Source organism: Nitrosospira multiformis, from assembly GCF_003050865.1.
GTDB classification, from domain to species: Bacteria; Pseudomonadota; Gammaproteobacteria; order Burkholderiales; family Nitrosomonadaceae; genus Nitrosospira; species Nitrosospira multiformis_E.
Window position 1 is genome coordinate 26,199 of the sequence record NZ_QAOK01000023.1, and the last position, 17,104, is coordinate 43,302.

Below are 17,104 nucleotides of genomic sequence, written 5' to 3' on the forward strand. Positions count from 1 at the left end.
CACAGGCGGGATCTGAATCCTGCTGCTGATCCATGAAGTCACTCGTAATCCTTATCTCCGGTCGGGGCAGCAATATGCAGGCACTGCTGGAAGCGAATCTTCCCGCGCGGATAGCGGCGGTCATCAGCAACAAGCCAGAGGCGCCAGGACTCGAAATCGCGCGTAGCCGCGGCTATGAAACCATTGTGCTGGACCAAAGGTCATACCCGGATCGCGAGGTGTTTGACCAGAAACTTGCAGAGGTCATCGATGCCTACGCACCGGATCTCGTCGCCCTGGCCGGTTTCATGCGCCTGTTGGGGGGCAGTTTTGTCAGCCGCTATGAAGGCAGGCTGATAAACATTCATCCCTCGCTGCTGCCCGCTTTTCCCGGTCTGCATCCCCACAGGCAGGCGTTGAAGGAGGGCGTGAAGGTGCATGGATGCACAGTGCATTTTGTCACCGCCGAAACAGATCGGGGTCCGATCATTATACAGGCGGCTGTTCAGGTTATACCTAGTGATACCGAGGAAACGCTGGCCGCGCGCGTACTGCAACAGGAACATCGCATTTATCCTGAAGCCGTGCGCTGGTTTATGAAAGACCGGCTGAAGCTCTCTGATAACAGTGTTGAGGTGAGCGATGCCGATTTCGACGATTCTGTTTTATATTCACCGGGATTATCCAAATGAGATTTTTATTTCTAACCCTGTTGTCGGGAGCAGTTTTTTTTGCTTTTCCCGCTTTTTCCGCTTGCGCTGCCTGCGGCACAGAAGTGCCCTCGCGGGTCGATATCAGTTATTCGGTTACATCCGGAAGCCTCGAAGCGGACATGAATGACACGCTGAAAATCACTCAGGAAAACGGCGAGCGCCGCTACAGCCTGTACAGCGAGGGCAAGGCCAAAGGCCTGTTGGCGCTGACACAACCGGACACCCTGGTGCGTGACAGTGAAGGCATCATCACGACGCAAGGGATGCTGCGGCCGGAGCGGTTTTCGGATCAGCACGGAAACAAGGTGCCCAAAGTGGCGATTTTCGACTGGGGCAAGAAATTGATCACCCTTCAGCATAAGCGCGGGGAAGAGCAAAAAGTGCTGCCTGCCGATGCCCAGGATAAGCTGAGCCTGCTCTACAGCTTCATGTTTACTTCCGCCCCCGGCAAAATGGTAAACCTGCACGAAACCGACGGAAAACACCTGGAGCCGGTTTGCTATGCGGTCAGCAAGGAAACACTCGATACTCCAATGGGCAAGCTCAAAACGATCGTGCTGACCAAGCAACTGGGAAAAGAAGGGGATCGGGATAAAAAAATCTGGCTTGCCGTCGATCACCATATGCTGCCGGTCCGCGTCGTGGCTACCGAGAAAATCGGCATCGTGACGGATCAGATGGTGACAAAAATAAGCTATGGAGAGTCGATGAACGGTATAAAGCAGGGCCGCCTGCAATAGGCCCGACTGCGGCAAACCTGTAAAATCACCGGGACGTCGGAGAGGTTGTCCCAGACAGCGCGTGCCACCGGCCCGCATACCTCCTTTGTGCCTCCTGTCCTGCTATAGGACTGCTTTGTGTCCGCTTTTGGCTTCCCCCAGCAGTATCGATAATTGATGACAATACGTCTTACCCCTGCCCATCTCGACATGGCAACCGTTGCACTGCGCGCCGTACTTCCACTGCAGCATCCGGCTGATTCGTTACTGCGGCATTTTTTCCAGGACAATCGGAAACTCGGCGTGAACGATCGCGCGTTCATTGCTGAAACTGTGTTCGGTATTCTGCGCCACCGTTTTTTTCTGGAACGCGTCGTGGAAATTGCCACACCCCGCTCGCTCCTGCTGGCTTATCTGGCGAAATTCTCGGGAATGAACTTGCGCGAGCTGGTGCCCCTGGTGAGTGAAACAGAAGCAAAACGGCTTGGGGAAATGAAAGCCGTGTCGCTGGAATCGCAGCCACTTGGCGTCCAGGCCGAATTTCCGGAGTGGCTGCTGGAAAAATTGCGAGAATTCATGGACGATGGCGCTATCCTTGATCTGGGCCGCTCGCTGCAAGCACCCGCGCCCCTCGATCTGCGGGTCAATACGCAGCTTGCGACGCGCGAGGAAGTCATCGAGCTGTTGAGAAAAGATGGAATCGAAGGAACACCGACGCCCTATTCCCCGATCGGCATCCGCCTCACCGGGAAGCCCGCGATCAACCGGCATGAAGTGTTCATGAGCGGCAAGATCGAAGTCCAGGATGAAAGCAGCCAGCTGCTGGGTTATCTGCTTGCGCCCAGGCGCCGGGACATGGTAGTGGATTTCTGCGCGGGAGCGGGAGGAAAGTCGCTGATGCTGGGGGCGCTGATGTGTTCGCAAGGGCGCATCTATGCTTTCGATAATTCGGAAAAGCGGCTGAACAATCTCAAACCCCGCCTCAAGCGCTCTGGTTTATCAAACCTCCACCCTCAGCTTATCGCGAATGAAAACGACATAAAGGTGAAACGGCTGGCGGGAAAAATCGATCGGGTGCTGGTGGATGCACCTTGCAGCGGGCTCGGAACCCTGCGGCGAAACCCGGATCTGAAGTGGCGCCAGTCGCCGCAAAGCATCGAGGAACTCAAGCGTAAGCAAGCCGCCATTCTGTCATCTGCGGCCAACCTGCTTAAACCGGGTGGCAGACTGGTTTATGCCACTTGCAGCTTTTTACCGGAAGAAAACCGGGAAATCGTTGAGAATTTTATTGCGAATAACCCCCGCTTCAGCCTGCTGAATTGCGCCGAGTTGCTGCACCAGCAAAAAATTCCGCTCGACACCGGTGTGTTTATGCAACTCCAGCCCAGGCTGCATGGTACAGATGGTTTTTTTGCCGCCGCGCTGGAATCAGGAAAGGCTCAAATATGATGTCATCGGACCGTAGCTCCTCCATGAAGCAATATCTGGCCGGCTCCCTTGCCATACTTCTGGCAACCTCTGTCGCAGCGTTTGAATCCCCTTCCTATCGGAAGCCACCTCCAGTCCTGTCCGCATCCGGTACTGTACAGGTTGCTTTCACTCCAGGGCAGGATGCGGGGAAACTGATTGCGGACACCATCGATGGCGCTCGTACCCAGGTTCTGGTCCAGGCTTTCAGTTTTACCATCGCAGAATCGCCGATGCTTTAATCGCAGCCAGGCATCGCGGAGTGGATGTGAAAGTCATTGCGGACAGGGAGCAGACCGAAAAAATTCCGACCAGTCTGATTGCAAGAATGGCGTCACAAGGTGTGCTGGTATTCATGGACTCGAATCATAGCAGTGCCCACAACAAGGTGATGCTGATCGATGCAGGCAGCGCCCAAGCTACGCTGATTACCGGCAGCTTCAATTTCACCCATGCGGCGCAGCACAAGAATGCGGAAAACGTGCTCGTGATGCGGGGGAATTCCGCCCTGGTGGACCTTTACCTGGAAAACTGGCGGGATCATTTCAGCCATGCGCGGCCTTACCGCTGATTCAAGTGATTCAGGCGTGTAAGCATGTGCTTCCCTGAGCCGAAATGCGGCATGAGGGGAAAGTAATCTACGCGTGCTAGAATCTGCCGCCAGCCCATCCATTTCCGGCGCCGTCCATCTTCCTGTTTCAACGGATGCACTTCGACATTGAATTCCAGAGCCTGCTGAACAAACTGCTTGCTCATGCACAGCAAGTCCACGTCCTGTGGCAGCTTGCTGTGTTGACTGCGAGCATGGTAATGGCGTGGTTGTTGCAAAGGCAGTTCATGCGGCGCGCTCCGGCGCGTGTCAACGCCGGCGGGGCGCTAACCATCAGCGCACGCAGCCTGAGCCGGCTCCTGTTTCCATTTTTTGCGCTAGTCTTTACTGTCGTCGGCAAGTGGGCGCTGGACTATTGGTATCCGACGCCCCTGCTCAATATCATTATTCCGATTCTATTTGCGCTCGTTCTGATCCGGGCCGCAGTCTACATGCTGCGCAAGGTGTTTCGCCGCCAGGAGTGGCTGCGCCCGTGGGAACGATTCATCGGCTGGGCAGTGTGGATAGGATTCGCGCTTTACATCACAGGGCTTTTGCCCGAAATTCTGGCCCTTCTCGATGACGTTTCACTGCATGTCGGCAAGCAGCGCATTTCGATATTGCTGATCGCGCAGGGTTTCATCGCGTTCACCGTCAGCATGCTCGTGGCGCTGTCGCTTGCGAGTTCGGTTGAAACGCGCATCATGATGGCGAGGGCGCTGAATATCAACCAGCGTGTCATTCTGTCGAAGATCAGCCGCACCATTCTGATCGTCATGGGGGTGACGGTGGCGCTGCCCATGATCGGCGTGGACATTACGTTTCTGTCCGTGTTTGGGGGCGCACTCGGCGTCGGGCTCGGACTGGGACTGCAAAAAATCGCGAGCAACTACATCAGCGGGTTTATCATCCTGCTGGACCACTCCCTCCATCTCGGCGATATAGTCACGGTGGATAACCGCAAAGGTGAGGTGACCTCGCTCACTACGCGGTATGTGGTACTCAAGAGCGAAGAAGGCACCAATATCCTCATTCCCAATGATGTTTTCATTACTTCGGCTGTCATCAACCATCCCTACTCCGATCGCCGATTGCGCCTTGTCTTTCCGATGCGGATCAGCTACGACAGCCCGATCGAGGCCGCGATGAAAATCATGTCGGAAGCGGCAAAGAGGCGTCACCAGATATTGGCCGATCCTGCTCCCGCAGTGTATCTCAAGGAATTCGTCGATGGCGGGATCGTTCTGGAACTCGTCGCGTGGGTGGAAGAAGCGGAGAAGAATCTGCCCGCGCTGCGGTCCGACATCAACCTCGATATCTGGCGGACATTCGGAGAAAACGGAATCAAGCGTTAACTGGAGGCTTTTCAGCCACATCAGGCCCAGCCTCCCCTTTATAGCTTCTGCCTCCTCCTGCCGCCAAGTTGGAGAATTGTCCGGATTCCCGGCGTGGATGGTAATATTGTTCCAGAAGAAAATCCGTGATATCCGAACTGTTATGGGCGCCTTGGTTTTTTATACCGTTATCTATTTCCTTGGCTATTACGCGGCCCATATGTTGAATGAACTGTCAGGCCGGAAGCTGATCGCAAACCGCCGCATGGCAGGCCTGGTTCTCGCTCTCCTGGTTGGAACAGCGCATGGCTACAAGATCATCAGCAGTCCGCCGCCTCATCATGGAGACGGAGCAGGTTTTGCGCTCGGCCTGTACGTACTTCTGCCTCTGGCTATCATTACGATAGCTGTCCTCTATCTCAACTGGCAGGATCGTCAGGATAACGAACGTTGATTTTATTGAGGTATATGACGAGGTTAGCAGACGATGTGATCTACAGCATTTTCTTAGCGTGGAATTCGCCTTGACTCTTCTTGCCCCGCTAAAGGCAGGCTTTTCACCGCTGCTCCTTCAAATCTGCTGATCACGTCCGTAACAAAATGCTCGGAAAAGCCTGCGATAAAAGACCAGAATATCAGTTTTGCATATTCTTTGTGTCCTTCTCCATGTTGCTCGAAAATCGACAGGAAACTTTCCGAGGATGAATTGCTGTCAGGCAGAAAAACGGGAAACAGATCGCCAGATAGCAAACCGGAAAGAAAAAGTATAAAAAGCAAAAAAGCCAATACACCCCCAACCAGGGGAGAAAGAGCAGTGTAAACCCAGGACTCCGCTATCAACTCCAGATCGAACAAAGTCAAATCCTTCAGTCGGCGTTGGAGACCGACAAATCCGCCAATCACGCCACTGGCGAATACGAGCAGCGGCACTATATAGATGGACTCCCTCAAAAGAGCAGCAGCGGTCAATGAGAGGCCATAAAGAATAACCAGTGCGATGAAAAGACGCCGCGTAACAGAAATCAGCAGTCGAGCAGGAATATTTGACTTAACGGCTTCCGTGGCAGGGTTATCTGGCTCATCCATATGGAGCGCGGCTTTACGCGGTTTTTTTCTGGATGAACTCGATCTTGTAGCCGTCAGGATCTTCCACGAAAGCGATCACGGTGACGCCGTGCTTCATCGGGCCTGCCTCGCGTGTAACCTTGCCGCCCCGCTTCTTCACTTCCTCACACGCCTGGTAGGCGTTATCGACTCCGATCGCAATATGCCCGTAACCGGTGCCCAGGTCATATTTGTTGGTATCCCAGTTGTGGGTGAGCTCCAATACCGTTCCCTCAGCCTCATCCTGATAACCGACAAATGCGAGGGTAAACCTGCCCTCGGGATAATCTTTCCGGCGCAGCACCTTCATTCCCAGCACGTCCGTATAAAAAGCAATCGACTTTTCCAGATCGCCCACGCGCAGCATGGTATGAAGTATGCGCATTCAGATTTCCACCATCTCAAAATCTTCCTTACGCGCTGAACATTCGGGACAGGTCCAGTTCATCGGAACATCCTCCCACCTTGTTCCGGGCGGAATACCTTCCTGCGGAGACCCTTCGGCCTCATCATATACATAGCCGCAAATCAGGCACATATAGCAACGGTAGACACGCACTTCGGTCGTTTCGGTGGTAGTCATGATGAGTAAGGGTATTTGGGTTAAAATATCATTTTACGGTATTAGTTCATGTCTCAGCCACCCCCCATCGTACTTTCTTTTGCTGCCAGCGACTCTACCGGGGGCGCCGGTGTTCAGGCTGATATTCTCACTCTGGCCAGCATGGGATGTCATCCCCTTTCGGTCGTCACTGCCGTGACGGTGCAGGATACGGCCGGGGTAGATGATGTAATGGCGCTGGACCCAGAATGGGTGACGGATCAGGCACGCGCGGTTCTTGAGGACATGCCCGTGCATGTGTTTAAAATGGGTTTGCTGGGCAGCGTGGAAATTATTGCAGCGATTGCCGAAGTGGTTTCGGATTATCCCGACATTCCGGTCGTGCTGGACCCTGTGCTTGCGTCGGGCCGCGGCGATGAACTCGCCAATGAGGAAATGGTCGCTGCCATGCGGGAATTGCTGCTGCCGCAGGCAACCATCATCACGCCCAACAGCCTCGAAGCGCGGCGGCTGGCGCAGGATTATGAGGATGAGTCCGATATGCCGGATTTGCACCAGTGCGCAGCCCGATTGCTGCGTTTGGGATGTGAATATGTATTCGTTACCGGAACCCATGAAAACACTTCGCAGGTGGTGAACACCCTATACGGAACTACCGGCATCGTGCGCACGGATGCGTGGGATCGCCTGACTGGCTCATATCATGGATCAGGTTGCACACTCGCCTCTGCTATCGCCGCCACGCTTGCCAATGGATTGCCTATTGCAGAGGGTATATATGAAGCGCAGGAATACACCTGGCAGTCACTGAAAGCCGGGTTCAGGCCTGGAATGGGACAACATCTGCCAGACAGGCTATTCTGGACGCGTGATGAGAACAGTGTCGAGGATCGAAATCAGGCGATGTAGCGCTGCCTCGCGGCGAGAAATAACCGGTCTATATGCGATCACGCCAGATACAGGAGATACAGCGAGTCTGGTCGCGATGACACGGAACGCGCTTGCCGGAGGTACGCGACTGGTTCAATACCGCAGCAAAACGATGAATGAGGAACTGCGCCGGGAACAGGCGCGCTCGCTCGCTCATCTCTGCCGTCAGTTTGAGGTTCCCCTCCTCATCAACGATCATATCGATCTTGCCCTCGAGGTTGGGGCGGATGGGGTGCATCTGGGACGGGAAGATGCACCCATTTCTCAAGCCCGGCTTAAACTGGGTCATGAAAAGATCATCGGGATTTCCTGCTACAACGAACTTGGGTCTGCGATCGAAGCCGAGTGCAATGGGGCGGATTACGTTGCTTTCGGGGCTTTTTTTACTTCCGTCACAAAGCCCGATACCGTGCCTGCTTCCGTTGACCTGCTACAGCAGGGAAATCTTGAGATCAGTATTCCCATTGTCGCCATAGGCGGCATCAATAGCGATAATGCGCTGGAGTTGATCAGCGCCGGTGCGGATGCTGTAGCGGTCAGCAACGCTCTGTTTGGCGCACGAGATATCCGGTCCGAGGCCGACAAGTTTTCCGGGTTATTCAAGCGTCAGCCGTTTCATCCCTCATTGTCAAGGACCAGCCAATAATGTCACGTAACCAGCAATTGTTCGAGCAGTCGCAAAAATTCATTCCCGGTGGCGTTAACTCGCCGGTTCGCGCCTTCAAATCGGTCGGCGGTACGCCGGTTTTTTTCAGAAAGGGTGAAGGCGCCTATGTATGGGATGCGGATGACAAGTCCTACATAGATTATGTCGGTTCCTGGGGCCCTCTGATTCTGGGGCATGCCCATCCGGAAGTGATTGAGGCGGTCTATGCGGCAGCAAAAAACGGCTTGACTTTTGGGGCGCCCACCGAGGCGGAACTCGAGATAGCGGAACTGCTGTGCCGGCTGGTGCCCTCCATTGAGCAAGTGCGGTTGGTAAGCTCCGGAACGGAAGCCGCCATGAGCGCCATCCGGCTGGCACGCGGTTATACCGGGCGGAATCGCATCATTAAGTTTGAAGGCTGCTATCACGGCCATGACGACGCCCTGCTCGTGAAGGCAGGCTCCGGCGCCCTGACTTTCGGCCATCCAAGTTCCGCGGGTGTTCCCGCTGAAACGGCTTCCAGCACGGTTGTGCTCGATTACAATGATCTCGCCGGGGTTGAACAGGCTTTCAATCAGTTCGGCGCCGAAATCGCGGCGGTCATCGTCGAGCCCGTGGCGGGCAATATGAATCTTATCGCACCTCGCCCCGGCTTTCTGCCGGGTTTGCGCGAATTGTGTACGCGTCACGGCAGCGTGCTGATCTTCGATGAGGTGATGACAGGTTTTCGCGTCGGACTTGAGTGTGCCCAGGGGCTTTACGGAATAAAACCCGATCTCACCACGCTGGGCAAAGTGATCGGCGGGGGTATGCCAATGGCTGCATTTGGAGGCCGGCGAGAAATCATGCAATGCCTTGCGCCGGTGGGAGCCGTCTATCAGGCGGGTACGCTTTCGGGAAACCCGGTTGCAGTTGCTGCCGGTCTCGCTACATTGAAGCTGGTGCAGGCACCGGGATTCTACGACAGACTGACCGCCTGTACCCGCGCACTCACCGAAGGGCTGGTCACAGCCGCCAGGAAACATGGCGTGGTTTTCTGTGCACAGGCGGTAGGCGGCATGTTCGGCCTTTATTTCCGGGAAACGCTACCGGAAAGTTACGCTGAAGCGATGAGCTGCAACCGCGATGCTTTCAATGGATTCTTCCACGCGATGCTCGAGAAAGGTGTTTATTTCGCCCCGTCAGCATTTGAAGCCGGATTTGTTTCCGCGGCACACGGTGATGCTGAAATCAGCAAGACGCTAGCCACTGCTGAACAAATCTTCGCGCGGAAATAAAAACAGCGGGCAGTTGCCGCTGATAGCGAGGCAGTATCTTCCTTTGAAGATACTGCTCTGCGAACACAGGCTTAGGCTTGACTGCTGGGGTTGGACCGCATTCTGCCCCGCGCCCTCTCCGCGGCGGTCTTGCCGAACTCCGATCACGCGGACGGACGGCATCCTGCGCCTTATAGTCCTCCCGCTTTGATCAGCATCGCCTCTGCGATAACTTCGGAATCCCCTGATTTTTATTACTTGTGCAGCCCCGAAATAAACTCGGACACCGCCTGCATTTCTTTTTCGCTCATCCGCGTTGCGATCATGTGCATAACCTTGTTCGCATCGTTTGCCCGTTGTTCTGTCCGGAAGGCGCGTAACTGGGCAGCAGAATACTGTGCATGCTGCCCGGCGAGCCGGGGATAAACGGGAGGAATGCCGGCGCCATTGGGGGAATGGCAACTGGAGCAGGCGGGAACACCGGTTTCAAGATTTCCGCCCCGGTATATTTTTTCCCCTTCCTCCGCGAGTTCCTTGTTGTTAGCCACCCCGGGATGGGGTTTCTGCTTGGCGTAATAAGCTGCGAGATTCTTTACATCCTCGTCGGAAAGCGGTGCAACCATGGCTGACATCACCGCGCTTTCGCGCTCTGCCGGCTTGCCGTCCTGCGACTTGAAATTATTGAGCTGCTTGATGATATACTCGGCATGCTGTCCAGCCAGATTCGGATTCTCAGGAATCATGCTGGTGCCACTCTCACCATGGCAGGCGACGCAAACCTGGGTGGCGATTTCCTGACCTTTAGCCGCATCTCCTGCCGTTTTGACAGGCTGAGGAGGCGTTTCCGCAAAAACGTGGCTGGACAGGGCCAATACAGCCGATGCGATAATCATCGAAATTAGCTTGATGCCTTGCATTCCTGGGACTCCGAAGAAAGTAATTTGGTATTTTGATTTGACTGTGCATTTTAAGGCAAAGGTCGTATAACAACAACAATAACAATGACTTTATCCGTAATGAGAGCATTATTTTTTCTATTGTTGTTTATCAACCTCGCTTTCGCGTTATATATCCAGCTTGAACCGGACGAAAGCAGGACTCCCCTCCCAGCAGAGCTTCAAGCGAAAACCGGACCTTCATCAGAGGCCGCCCCGCCACCCCCGTCTATTTGCCTGGAATGGGAAGCCTTTGCCAAACCGGATGTGGTCCATGTCGAAGCAGCCATTTCCCGGCATAATCTCGATGGCAAACTGAAATCCCGGACCATGGGCATGGTGCCCTACTATTGGGTACACATTCCCCCGCTCACAAACAAACAACATGCCGACCGGAAGATAGGAGAGCTCAAGCGGCGCGATATTACCACCTACCAGATCGTGGAAGGCGACAGCAAGTGGAATAATGCGATTTCGCTGGGATTTTTTGAAAAAATCGAGGATGCCCGCGCCTTTCTGGCAGTCTTGAGGAATAAACGGGTCGTATCCGCCATTATCGGAGCAAGGAATGTCGAACAGGTCAAATTCGTCGCGGAAAACTCCTCGCCGGACCTGGAAGGGCAACTGGAAAAATTAAAGGCGGAATTTCCGAATAGCCGTATCACCAGGACCACTTGCGAGCCAAGTGCAGGAACGCATGGCAAGGCAAACAAGGCGGCGCAATAAAGAGCTTGGAAAAACCCTTGAATGCAGCATGCTCCTTTCCCGCTTCTCCCTCCTGTCATGCTCCTGGACGTGTGATTTTTAGCGAAGTATTCTTCCGCTGCGGTTTTTCTGACCTTGCTGCGGATCAGCAAGTCTTGCAATAAGATATTCCCATCCTCATCATATAAGCTTTTCATTCACATTTATTGGCTCATGGCCTTGGAATCTGTATGACGGTGCATCTCAAATCCCCTGATGAAATAGAGAAAATGCGGGTAGCGGGCAGACTTGCATCGGAAGTGCTGGATTACATCACGCCGTTTGTCAAGCCTGGAGTGACGACCGATGAGCTTGACAAGCTGTGCCACGATTACATGGTGAATGTGCAGGATACCATTCCTGCGCCTCTCAATTATGCCCCTCCCGGCTATTCGCCTTACCCGAAATCCATCTGCACCTCGGTCAACCATCAGGTTTGTCATGGTGTACCGGGGCATAAGAGACTCAAATCCGGGGATATCGTCAACATCGATGTAACCGTCATCAAAAACGGGTATCACGGTGATACCAGCCGGATGTATCTCGTCGGTGAACCCGGCATCCAGGCGAAGCGCCTGTGCAAGGTAACTTATGAAGCAATGTGGCAGGGTATTGAAATCATCAAACCCGGAAAACGTTTGGGGGATATCGGCCACGCCATTCAGCAGTATGCGGAAGAACATGGATACAGCGTGGTGAGGGAATTCTGTGGTCATGGAATCGGGGCAAAATTCCATGAAGAACCACAGGTGCTTCACTACGGCCGCGCCGGCGCAGGACTCGAACTCAAAGCCGGAATGATCTTCACCGTTGAGCCGATGATCAACGCCGGCAAGCCGCAGATTCGCCAGCTGGCCGATGGCTGGACCATTGTCACGAAGGATCACAGTCTGTCGGCGCAATGGGAACATACTGTACTCGTCACTGAATCAGGATATGAAGTGTTGACACACTCGGGTGGCACGCCGCCGCAGCCCACCCTTCGTTCCTGACGACCATGAACGGGCTGAATGCAAAACCTTTCAGCCACGAAGCGGTCAGGCAGAAGCTGCTGAGCGGCCGCAAGTCGTTGCAGCGTCGCTACCACGAAAACAGAAACGGCGCAGCCCTGCTGCGGGATCATAGTCACCTGGTAGACGGCATTCTCCGCCAGGTATGGCATGAAATGAACATGCCCGGCTCTATCGCCCTGCTGGCCGTGGGTGGATACGGCCGAAGACAGCTTTTTCCCTATTCCGACATCGACCTTGTGGTATTGCTTCCGGACAAGGGGAGCGCCGCCGAGGCGATGGACAATGCACTCGCGACGTGCCTGGAGCACTGGATAGGATTGCTGTGGGATATCGGCCTGGATATCGGCCATAGCATGCGCACCGTCGCGGAATGTGGCGAAGAGGCAGCCAACGACATTACCGTGCAGACCAGCCTGCTTGAAGCCCGCCCTCTTGTCGGCAACCCCCATCTGTTCGATCGATTCCTGCGGGTGATGGAAGCCATGCTCGCACCCCGGAAATTCTTCGTCGACAAGCAGCTCGAACAGCAGCAGCGTCATAAGCGATACCAGGACGCACCCTACAAACTCGAGCCGAACATAAAAGAGGGCCCCGGCGGATTGCGCGATCTGCAAAACGTACTGTGGATCAGCCGTGCCGCCGGATTCGGAAGAACCTGGCCGGAACTGGCGAAAAAAGGCCTCATCACCCGCCGCGAGGCCAGTCTCATCCAGCGTCAGCAGACTGTGCTGCAAGACCTCCGCATCCGGTTGCACTACCTCGGTGGCAGACGTGAAGACCGACTGTTATTCGATTACCAGAATTCCCTGGCCGAAGAACTTGGCATCGCTGGGAAGCCGCCGCGCCGTCCCGGAGAGATGCTGATGCAACGGTACTACCGCGCCGCGAGATCGGTGACACAGGTCAATACTATTTTTCTGCTTACCCTGCATGCGGAAATTTTTCCGGACAAAGAGGCAGTGACGACGATCCTCAACGAGCGGTTTCAAAAGCGTGGCAACCTGCTGGAGATACGCGACGAGGATATTTTTGAGCGAAATCCCGGCGCGATACTGGAAAGTGTTCTGCTACTGCAACAAAATCCCGACCTGAAAGGCCGAAGCCCCGCGACGTTGCGAGCGATGTGGCGATCGACGCCACTCATTACGGCTTCATTTCGCCGCAACCCGCGTCATTGCGCCATGTTCATGGAAATATTGCGTCAACCTCGGGGACTGACACGCGAACTCCGGTTGATGAACCGCTATGGCATTCTGGGGCGCTACATCCCCGCTTTTGGCCGAATTGTCGGCCAGATGCAACATGATCTCTTCCATGTGTATACAGTGGATGAGCACATCCTGATGGTCGTGCGAAATCTGCGCCGCTTCATGGCGCCCGAATTTGCCTATGAATACCCGCTCTGCAGCAGACTCATCAACGAATTCAAACGGCCTGAAGTACTCTATATTGCCGGATTGTTCCACGACATTGCCAAAGGTCGGCAAGGAGACCATTCCGTGCTCGGCATGGCTGACGCGAAGCGCTTCTGTGAACGCCACCGAATACCTGCAGAAGATACCGAACTGGTTGTCTGGCTGGTGGAAAATCATTTGCGCATGTCCGCCACGGCACAAAAAAAAGACATAGCGGATACGGACGTCATTGCGGATTTCGCCACAAGTATGCGAGATGAGCGGCATCTCATCGCGCTTTACCTGCTCACGGTGGCGGATATCAGGGGCACCAGTCCCAAGGTATGGAACGCATGGAAAAGCAAGCTGCTTGAGGATCTGTTCCACCGCACCCGGCAGTATCTTTGCGGCCAAATGGCGCTTACCGATATTTCACTGGAAAACCGCAAAAACAAGGTGCTGCAACTGCTACATGCGGATGATGGAACCAGACGCGCCTACGAGCGGTTCTGGTCGGGGCTCGATTCCAGCTACCTGATGATGCACGATCCTCGGGAAATTGCCTGGCACACCCAGCACCTGAGCCAGAGGATGAAGTCATCGACACCGATAGTCAAAACACGCACCGCCGAAACCGGGGCAGGGGTAGAGGTACTGGTTTATACGGCCGACCAGAAGGACCTGTTTGCCCGTATCTGCGGCTTTTTCGACCGTATCGACTATAATATCGTCCAGGCAAAAATCCACACAACCCGCGAGGGGTACGCGCTCGACAACTTTCTGGTACTGGACCCCTTCAATGGGGCAAACCATCATCCGCGGGAGTTTCAGTTCATTGAGCAGGAGTTGACACAGCTACTGGAGCAGCAGGCTTTACTGGCACCCCCCGTGAAAGGGCGCCTGAGCCGCCACCTCAGGCATTTTCCGATCACGCCGCAAGTCAGCATCGAGCCGGATGACAGTGGGGCCTATTATGTGCTGTCCATCACGGCCGGCGACCAGCCCGGGTTGCTCTCGCGCATTGCGCAAGTGCTCGTGCAGTTCGGGTTGAACGTCCACAGCGCCAGGATAAACACGTTAGGCGAGCGTGCCGAAGATACTTTCCTGATTACAGGAAGTATTTTGAGCGACTCCAGGTCAGTGATCCAGCTCGAAGCAAACCTGATAAAGGTGCTCCACACATCACCGCAGCCGGAGGCATCCGAAAAAGCGCCCGAAAAGCCTTCTGCCGGAGACCGGATTACCCCGCACTGATCTGCGCTGGTTCCTTATCGGATTCGGATGTCTCAGGTTGTAACTCGGCTTCCGAATATCCGAGACGTGCCCGTAACAGGTGCGCGGCTTCCACCATTTGCTTCAAGGCGGTCATGACTTCCCCCCATCCCCGTGTCTTCAGCCCGCAATCCGGGTTGACCCATAGCTGGTCGGGATCGATCACCTGGCAGGCTTTCTCCAGCAACTCCAGCATCTCCCGCGCACGGGGAATGCGCGGGGAGTGTATGTCATAGACACCCGGACCGATCTCGTTGGGATATTTGAAAAGGCCGAACCCGTCCAGCAGCTCCATGCGTGAACGCGACGTCTCAATCGTGATTACATCTGCATCCATATCGGCGATTGCCGGGAGGATGTCATTGAATTCCGAGTAGCACATATGGGTGTGTATCTGGCTATCATCCCTTACGCCCGAGCTGGCGACACGGAAGGCATGCACCGCCCATTCCAGGTATGCGTTCCAATCGCGCTTTTTCAATGGCAGGCCTTCGCGAAAAGCGGGCTCGTCGATCTGGATAATTGCAATGCCCGCCTTCTCCAGATCCACAACCTCGTCCCGAATGGCAAGGGCGAGTTGCAGCGCGGTGACAGAGCGCGGCTGGTCATCGCGCACGAACGACCACATCAGCATGGTGACGGGACCGGTCAGCATTCCCTTGACCGGCTTTCCGGTCTGGCTTTGCGCATATTGGATCCAGTCCGCCGTCATAGGCTCGGGACGGTAAATATCCCCGTATAGAATCGGTGGTTTCACGCAGCGTGAGCCGTAGCTTTGCACCCATCCATTCTCCGTGAAGACATAACCCCATAACTGCTCGCCAAAATACTCGACCATATCGTTGCGCTCGGCCTCGCCATGCACCAGCACATCGAGCCCGATTTCTTCCTGCTTTCTGATCGCCAGCCGTATCTCGTCGCGCATCGCTTCAAGATATTGCAAATTGCCGAGTTCTCCTTTCCTGAAAGCCGCACGCGCTTTGCGTATCTCCACTGTCTGAGGAAATGACCCAATTGTTGTGGTAGGCAAAGGCGGAAGTTGCAGCCGCTGCCGTTGCAGTTTCTGCCTGATCTTGAACGGGCTCTTGCGTCGGCCATCCTGTTCAGTCAGCCGATTCAAACGGTCCTGTACCACCGGGTTGTGGATGCGCGATGACTCCCGTCGAGCCTGTCTGGCTGCGGTGGAAGCATCCAGTTGCTGGCGTATCGAATGCTCACCCTGATTCAGCCCTTGCCCCAGGATAGAGACTTCTTTTAATTTCTGTACCGAGAATGCCAGCCAGTTTCTTATTTCAGCCTCCAGACTATTTTCCAGTTCCAGATCCACCGGACAATGCAGGAGCGAGCAACTGGGCGCAATCCAGAGCCTCTCTCCGAGGAAGGATCGGGCGTGCGACAAAACGGAGAAGGCGTGGGCGAGATCTGCCCGCCAGATGTTACGTCCATCGATAATGCCCAGGGACAACACTTTTCCAGCCGGGTAACCCTCCAGAAAAGCAACGAGTTGCCCAGGCGCCCGGCACAAATCGATATGGAGGCCTTCCACGGGTAACTTCTTCAATCGCTCGGCATGATTGTTCACGCCATCGAAATAAGTCGCTAAAAGAATTTTAGGGAGTCGCGCAAGTGCCGAGCGGCCTTGTGCTTGTCCGTCTGCCGCTTCCCGCAAACCAGCATAAGCGTGATCCAAACCCCGCAGCCAATCCTCGTCCAGGTCGAGGGCCAGCACAGGTTCGTCGATCTGTACCCATTCCACGCCTAGCGACGCAAGCCGGACGAGAATATCGCGATATACCGGTAACAGTTGTGGCAGCAAATCCAGGCGCCTGAATTCCTGTGCGTCCTGCCGGGCAACCTCTTTTCCAAGATACAGGTAGGTCAACGGCCCGATCAACACGGCCTTAGGCTTGATTCCGAGCGCCTGCGCTTCGGCAACTTCCCTGAAGAGTTGCTCGGAAGCTATACGAAAGCAAGTGTGGGCATCGAATTCCGGGACGATGTAATGATAGTTGGTGTCGAACCACTTGGTCATCTCCATCGCAGGCTGATCGGCAGTACCGCGTGCCATGGCGAAGTACAAGTCCAGCTCCGTTTCATCCTTGCCTGCTCCGAAGCGTTCAGGTATTGCCCCCAGCAGTGCAGTCATGTTCAGCATCTGGTCATAAAGGGCAAAATCGCCCGCGGGAATAAGGTCAATACCCTGCTCGCGCTGCAAAAGCCAGTGCCGCTTCCGCAATTCCGCTGCCGTGGTTTTGAGTTGCTCATCATCGATATCGCCGCGCCAGTATGCTTCGAGTGCGCGTTTCAGTTCCCGTTGCGCGCCAATGCGCGGAAATCCCAGGTTATGTGTCAGTGCCATTGGTCATTCTCCTCGATCGTTCGGTCCCACTTCAATGTGTTCTGTGGAGTTACTGACAATTTTGTGGCAGACCTGGTTATGAATCAAA

At 54.9% G+C, this 17,104-nt stretch carries 18 protein-coding genes; 13 read left to right on the forward strand and 5 right to left on the reverse strand.

Annotated features, from left to right (window positions below):
• The first annotated feature begins 32 nt into the window (after positions 1–32).
• The 7 genes from purN (at position 33) to C8R21_RS11615 (ending at position 5,255) form a co-directional block, all read left to right on the forward strand.
• Complete coding sequence (gene purN / locus C8R21_RS11590; protein ID WP_107762844.1) at positions 33–671, forward strand: phosphoribosylglycinamide formyltransferase; 639 nt, start codon at positions 33–35, stop codon at positions 669–671.
• Positions 668–1,432 (forward strand): DUF3108 domain-containing protein, encoded by a 765-nt coding sequence (locus C8R21_RS11595; RefSeq protein WP_107762845.1) that lies wholly within the window; start codon positions 668–670, stop codon positions 1,430–1,432. The genes purN and C8R21_RS11595 overlap by 4 nt, the downstream gene beginning before the upstream one ends.
• Positions 1,433–1,594: 162 nt before the next feature.
• Positions 1,595–2,860, forward strand: coding sequence for an RsmB/NOP family class I SAM-dependent RNA methyltransferase (locus tag C8R21_RS11600; protein WP_375136005.1), 1,266 nt, complete (start codon positions 1,595–1,597; stop codon positions 2,858–2,860).
• 23 nt (positions 2,861–2,883) lie between these two features.
• Positions 2,884–3,120 (forward strand): hypothetical protein, encoded by a 237-nt coding sequence (locus C8R21_RS16455; protein ID WP_258192373.1) that lies wholly within the window; start codon positions 2,884–2,886, stop codon positions 3,118–3,120.
• 26 nt (positions 3,121–3,146) lie between these two features.
• Positions 3,147–3,449, forward strand: coding sequence for a phospholipase D-like domain-containing protein (locus C8R21_RS16460; RefSeq protein WP_258192374.1), 303 nt, complete (start codon positions 3,147–3,149; stop codon positions 3,447–3,449).
• Positions 3,450–3,583: 134 nt separating this feature from the next.
• A complete protein-coding gene (locus tag C8R21_RS11610) occupies positions 3,584–4,822 on the forward strand; it encodes a mechanosensitive ion channel family protein (protein ID WP_107762847.1) in 1,239 nt (412 codons plus the stop codon).
• Between the two features lie 142 nt (positions 4,823–4,964).
• Complete coding sequence (locus C8R21_RS11615; RefSeq protein WP_258192375.1) at positions 4,965–5,255, forward strand: hypothetical protein; 291 nt, start codon at positions 4,965–4,967, stop codon at positions 5,253–5,255.
• 53 nt (positions 5,256–5,308) lie between these two features.
• Here C8R21_RS11615 and C8R21_RS11620 read toward each other — a convergent pair whose 3' ends face one another.
• From C8R21_RS11620 to C8R21_RS11630, 3 genes are read right to left on the reverse strand one after another with little or no spacing between them, the layout of a single operon-like run.
• Positions 5,309–5,887 (reverse strand): hypothetical protein, encoded by a 579-nt coding sequence (locus tag C8R21_RS11620; protein ID WP_107762849.1) that lies wholly within the window; start codon positions 5,885–5,887, stop codon positions 5,309–5,311.
• A 13-nt stretch (positions 5,888–5,900) separates the two neighbouring features.
• Positions 5,901–6,290: a lactoylglutathione lyase gene (gene gloA / locus C8R21_RS11625; protein ID WP_107762850.1), complete on the reverse strand. Its 390-nt coding sequence runs from the start codon at positions 6,288–6,290 to the stop codon at positions 5,901–5,903.
• Positions 6,291–6,488, reverse strand: coding sequence for a rubredoxin (locus C8R21_RS11630; protein WP_011381910.1), 198 nt, complete (start codon positions 6,486–6,488; stop codon positions 6,291–6,293).
• Positions 6,489–6,536: 48 nt separating this feature from the next.
• Here C8R21_RS11630 and thiD point away from each other — a divergent pair, with 48 nt between their 5' ends.
• Genes thiD through hemL form a run of 3 tightly spaced genes read left to right on the forward strand, consistent with a single transcriptional unit; the run spans position 6,537 to position 9,320 of the window.
• On the forward strand, positions 6,537–7,376 hold the full coding sequence (thiD, locus tag C8R21_RS11635; RefSeq protein WP_107762851.1) for a bifunctional hydroxymethylpyrimidine kinase/phosphomethylpyrimidine kinase: 840 nt from the start codon (positions 6,537–6,539) through the stop codon (positions 7,374–7,376).
• Positions 7,339–8,043, forward strand: a complete 705-nt coding sequence (gene thiE, locus C8R21_RS11640; protein WP_107762852.1) for a thiamine phosphate synthase — start codon at positions 7,339–7,341, stop codon at positions 8,041–8,043. The genes thiD and thiE overlap by 38 nt, the downstream gene beginning before the upstream one ends.
• Positions 8,040–9,320, forward strand: a complete 1,281-nt coding sequence (gene hemL / locus C8R21_RS11645) for a glutamate-1-semialdehyde 2,1-aminomutase (protein WP_107762853.1) — start codon at positions 8,040–8,042, stop codon at positions 9,318–9,320. Before thiE ends, hemL begins: the two co-directional genes overlap by 4 nt.
• A gap of 233 nt (positions 9,321–9,553) precedes the next feature.
• On the opposite strand, the gene C8R21_RS11650 is transcribed toward hemL, so the two are convergent.
• Positions 9,554–10,216: a c-type cytochrome gene (locus C8R21_RS11650; protein ID WP_107762854.1), complete on the reverse strand. Its 663-nt coding sequence runs from the start codon at positions 10,214–10,216 to the stop codon at positions 9,554–9,556.
• Between the two features lie 84 nt (positions 10,217–10,300).
• On the opposite strand from C8R21_RS11650, the gene C8R21_RS11655 reads away from it, so the two are divergent.
• From C8R21_RS11655 to C8R21_RS11665, 3 genes are all read left to right on the forward strand, one after another.
• A complete protein-coding gene (locus C8R21_RS11655; protein ID WP_107762855.1) occupies positions 10,301–10,960 on the forward strand; it encodes an SPOR domain-containing protein in 660 nt (219 codons plus the stop codon).
• Positions 10,961–11,169: 209 nt separating this feature from the next.
• Positions 11,170–11,970 (forward strand): type I methionyl aminopeptidase, encoded by an 801-nt coding sequence (gene map, locus C8R21_RS11660; RefSeq protein WP_107762856.1) that lies wholly within the window; start codon positions 11,170–11,172, stop codon positions 11,968–11,970.
• Positions 11,971–11,975: 5 nt separating this feature from the next.
• Entirely contained in the window at positions 11,976–14,639 is a 2,664-nt protein-coding gene (locus C8R21_RS11665) for a [protein-PII] uridylyltransferase (RefSeq protein ID WP_107762857.1), read from the forward strand.
• On the opposite strand, the gene metE is transcribed toward C8R21_RS11665, so the two are convergent.
• Positions 14,626–17,016: a 5-methyltetrahydropteroyltriglutamate--homocysteine S-methyltransferase gene (gene metE / locus C8R21_RS11670; RefSeq protein ID WP_107762858.1), complete on the reverse strand. Its 2,391-nt coding sequence runs from the start codon at positions 17,014–17,016 to the stop codon at positions 14,626–14,628. The two genes, C8R21_RS11665 and metE, sit on opposite strands and share 14 nt — an antisense overlap.
• Positions 17,017–17,104: the final 88 nt, after the last annotated feature.

What these genes read in the sequence shown, in the direction of transcription:
- C8R21_RS11655 (WP_107762855.1), top strand. Translation starts at nt 10,301, where the DNA reads ATGACTTTATCCGTAATGAGAGCATTATTTTTTCTATTGTTGTTTATC.
- C8R21_RS11610 (WP_107762847.1), top strand. Translation starts at nt 3,584, where the DNA reads ATGCACTTCGACATTGAATTCCAGAGCCTGCTGAACAAACTGCTTGCT.
- thiE (WP_107762852.1), top strand. Translation starts at nt 7,339, where the DNA reads ATGAGAACAGTGTCGAGGATCGAAATCAGGCGATGTAGCGCTGCCTCG.
- purN (WP_107762844.1), top strand. Translation starts at nt 33, where the DNA reads ATGAAGTCACTCGTAATCCTTATCTCCGGTCGGGGCAGCAATATGCAG.
- map (WP_107762856.1), top strand. Translation starts at nt 11,170, where the DNA reads ATGACGGTGCATCTCAAATCCCCTGATGAAATAGAGAAAATGCGGGTA.
- C8R21_RS16455 (WP_258192373.1), top strand. Translation starts at nt 2,884, where the DNA reads ATGAAGCAATATCTGGCCGGCTCCCTTGCCATACTTCTGGCAACCTCT.
- gloA (WP_107762850.1), bottom strand. Translation starts at nt 6,290, where the DNA reads ATGCGCATACTTCATACCATGCTGCGCGTGGGCGATCTGGAAAAGTCG.
- thiD (WP_107762851.1), top strand. Translation starts at nt 6,537, where the DNA reads ATGTCTCAGCCACCCCCCATCGTACTTTCTTTTGCTGCCAGCGACTCT.
- C8R21_RS11650 (WP_107762854.1), bottom strand. Translation starts at nt 10,216, where the DNA reads ATGCAAGGCATCAAGCTAATTTCGATGATTATCGCATCGGCTGTATTG.
- C8R21_RS11595 (WP_107762845.1), top strand. Translation starts at nt 668, where the DNA reads ATGAGATTTTTATTTCTAACCCTGTTGTCGGGAGCAGTTTTTTTTGCT.
- C8R21_RS11615 (WP_258192375.1), top strand. Translation starts at nt 4,965, where the DNA reads ATGGGCGCCTTGGTTTTTTATACCGTTATCTATTTCCTTGGCTATTAC.
- metE (WP_107762858.1), bottom strand. Translation starts at nt 17,016, where the DNA reads ATGGCACTGACACATAACCTGGGATTTCCGCGCATTGGCGCGCAACGG.
- C8R21_RS11620 (WP_107762849.1), bottom strand. Translation starts at nt 5,887, where the DNA reads ATGGATGAGCCAGATAACCCTGCCACGGAAGCCGTTAAGTCAAATATT.
- C8R21_RS11630 (WP_011381910.1), bottom strand. Translation starts at nt 6,488, where the DNA reads ATGACTACCACCGAAACGACCGAAGTGCGTGTCTACCGTTGCTATATG.
- C8R21_RS11665 (WP_107762857.1), top strand. Translation starts at nt 11,976, where the DNA reads ATGAACGGGCTGAATGCAAAACCTTTCAGCCACGAAGCGGTCAGGCAG.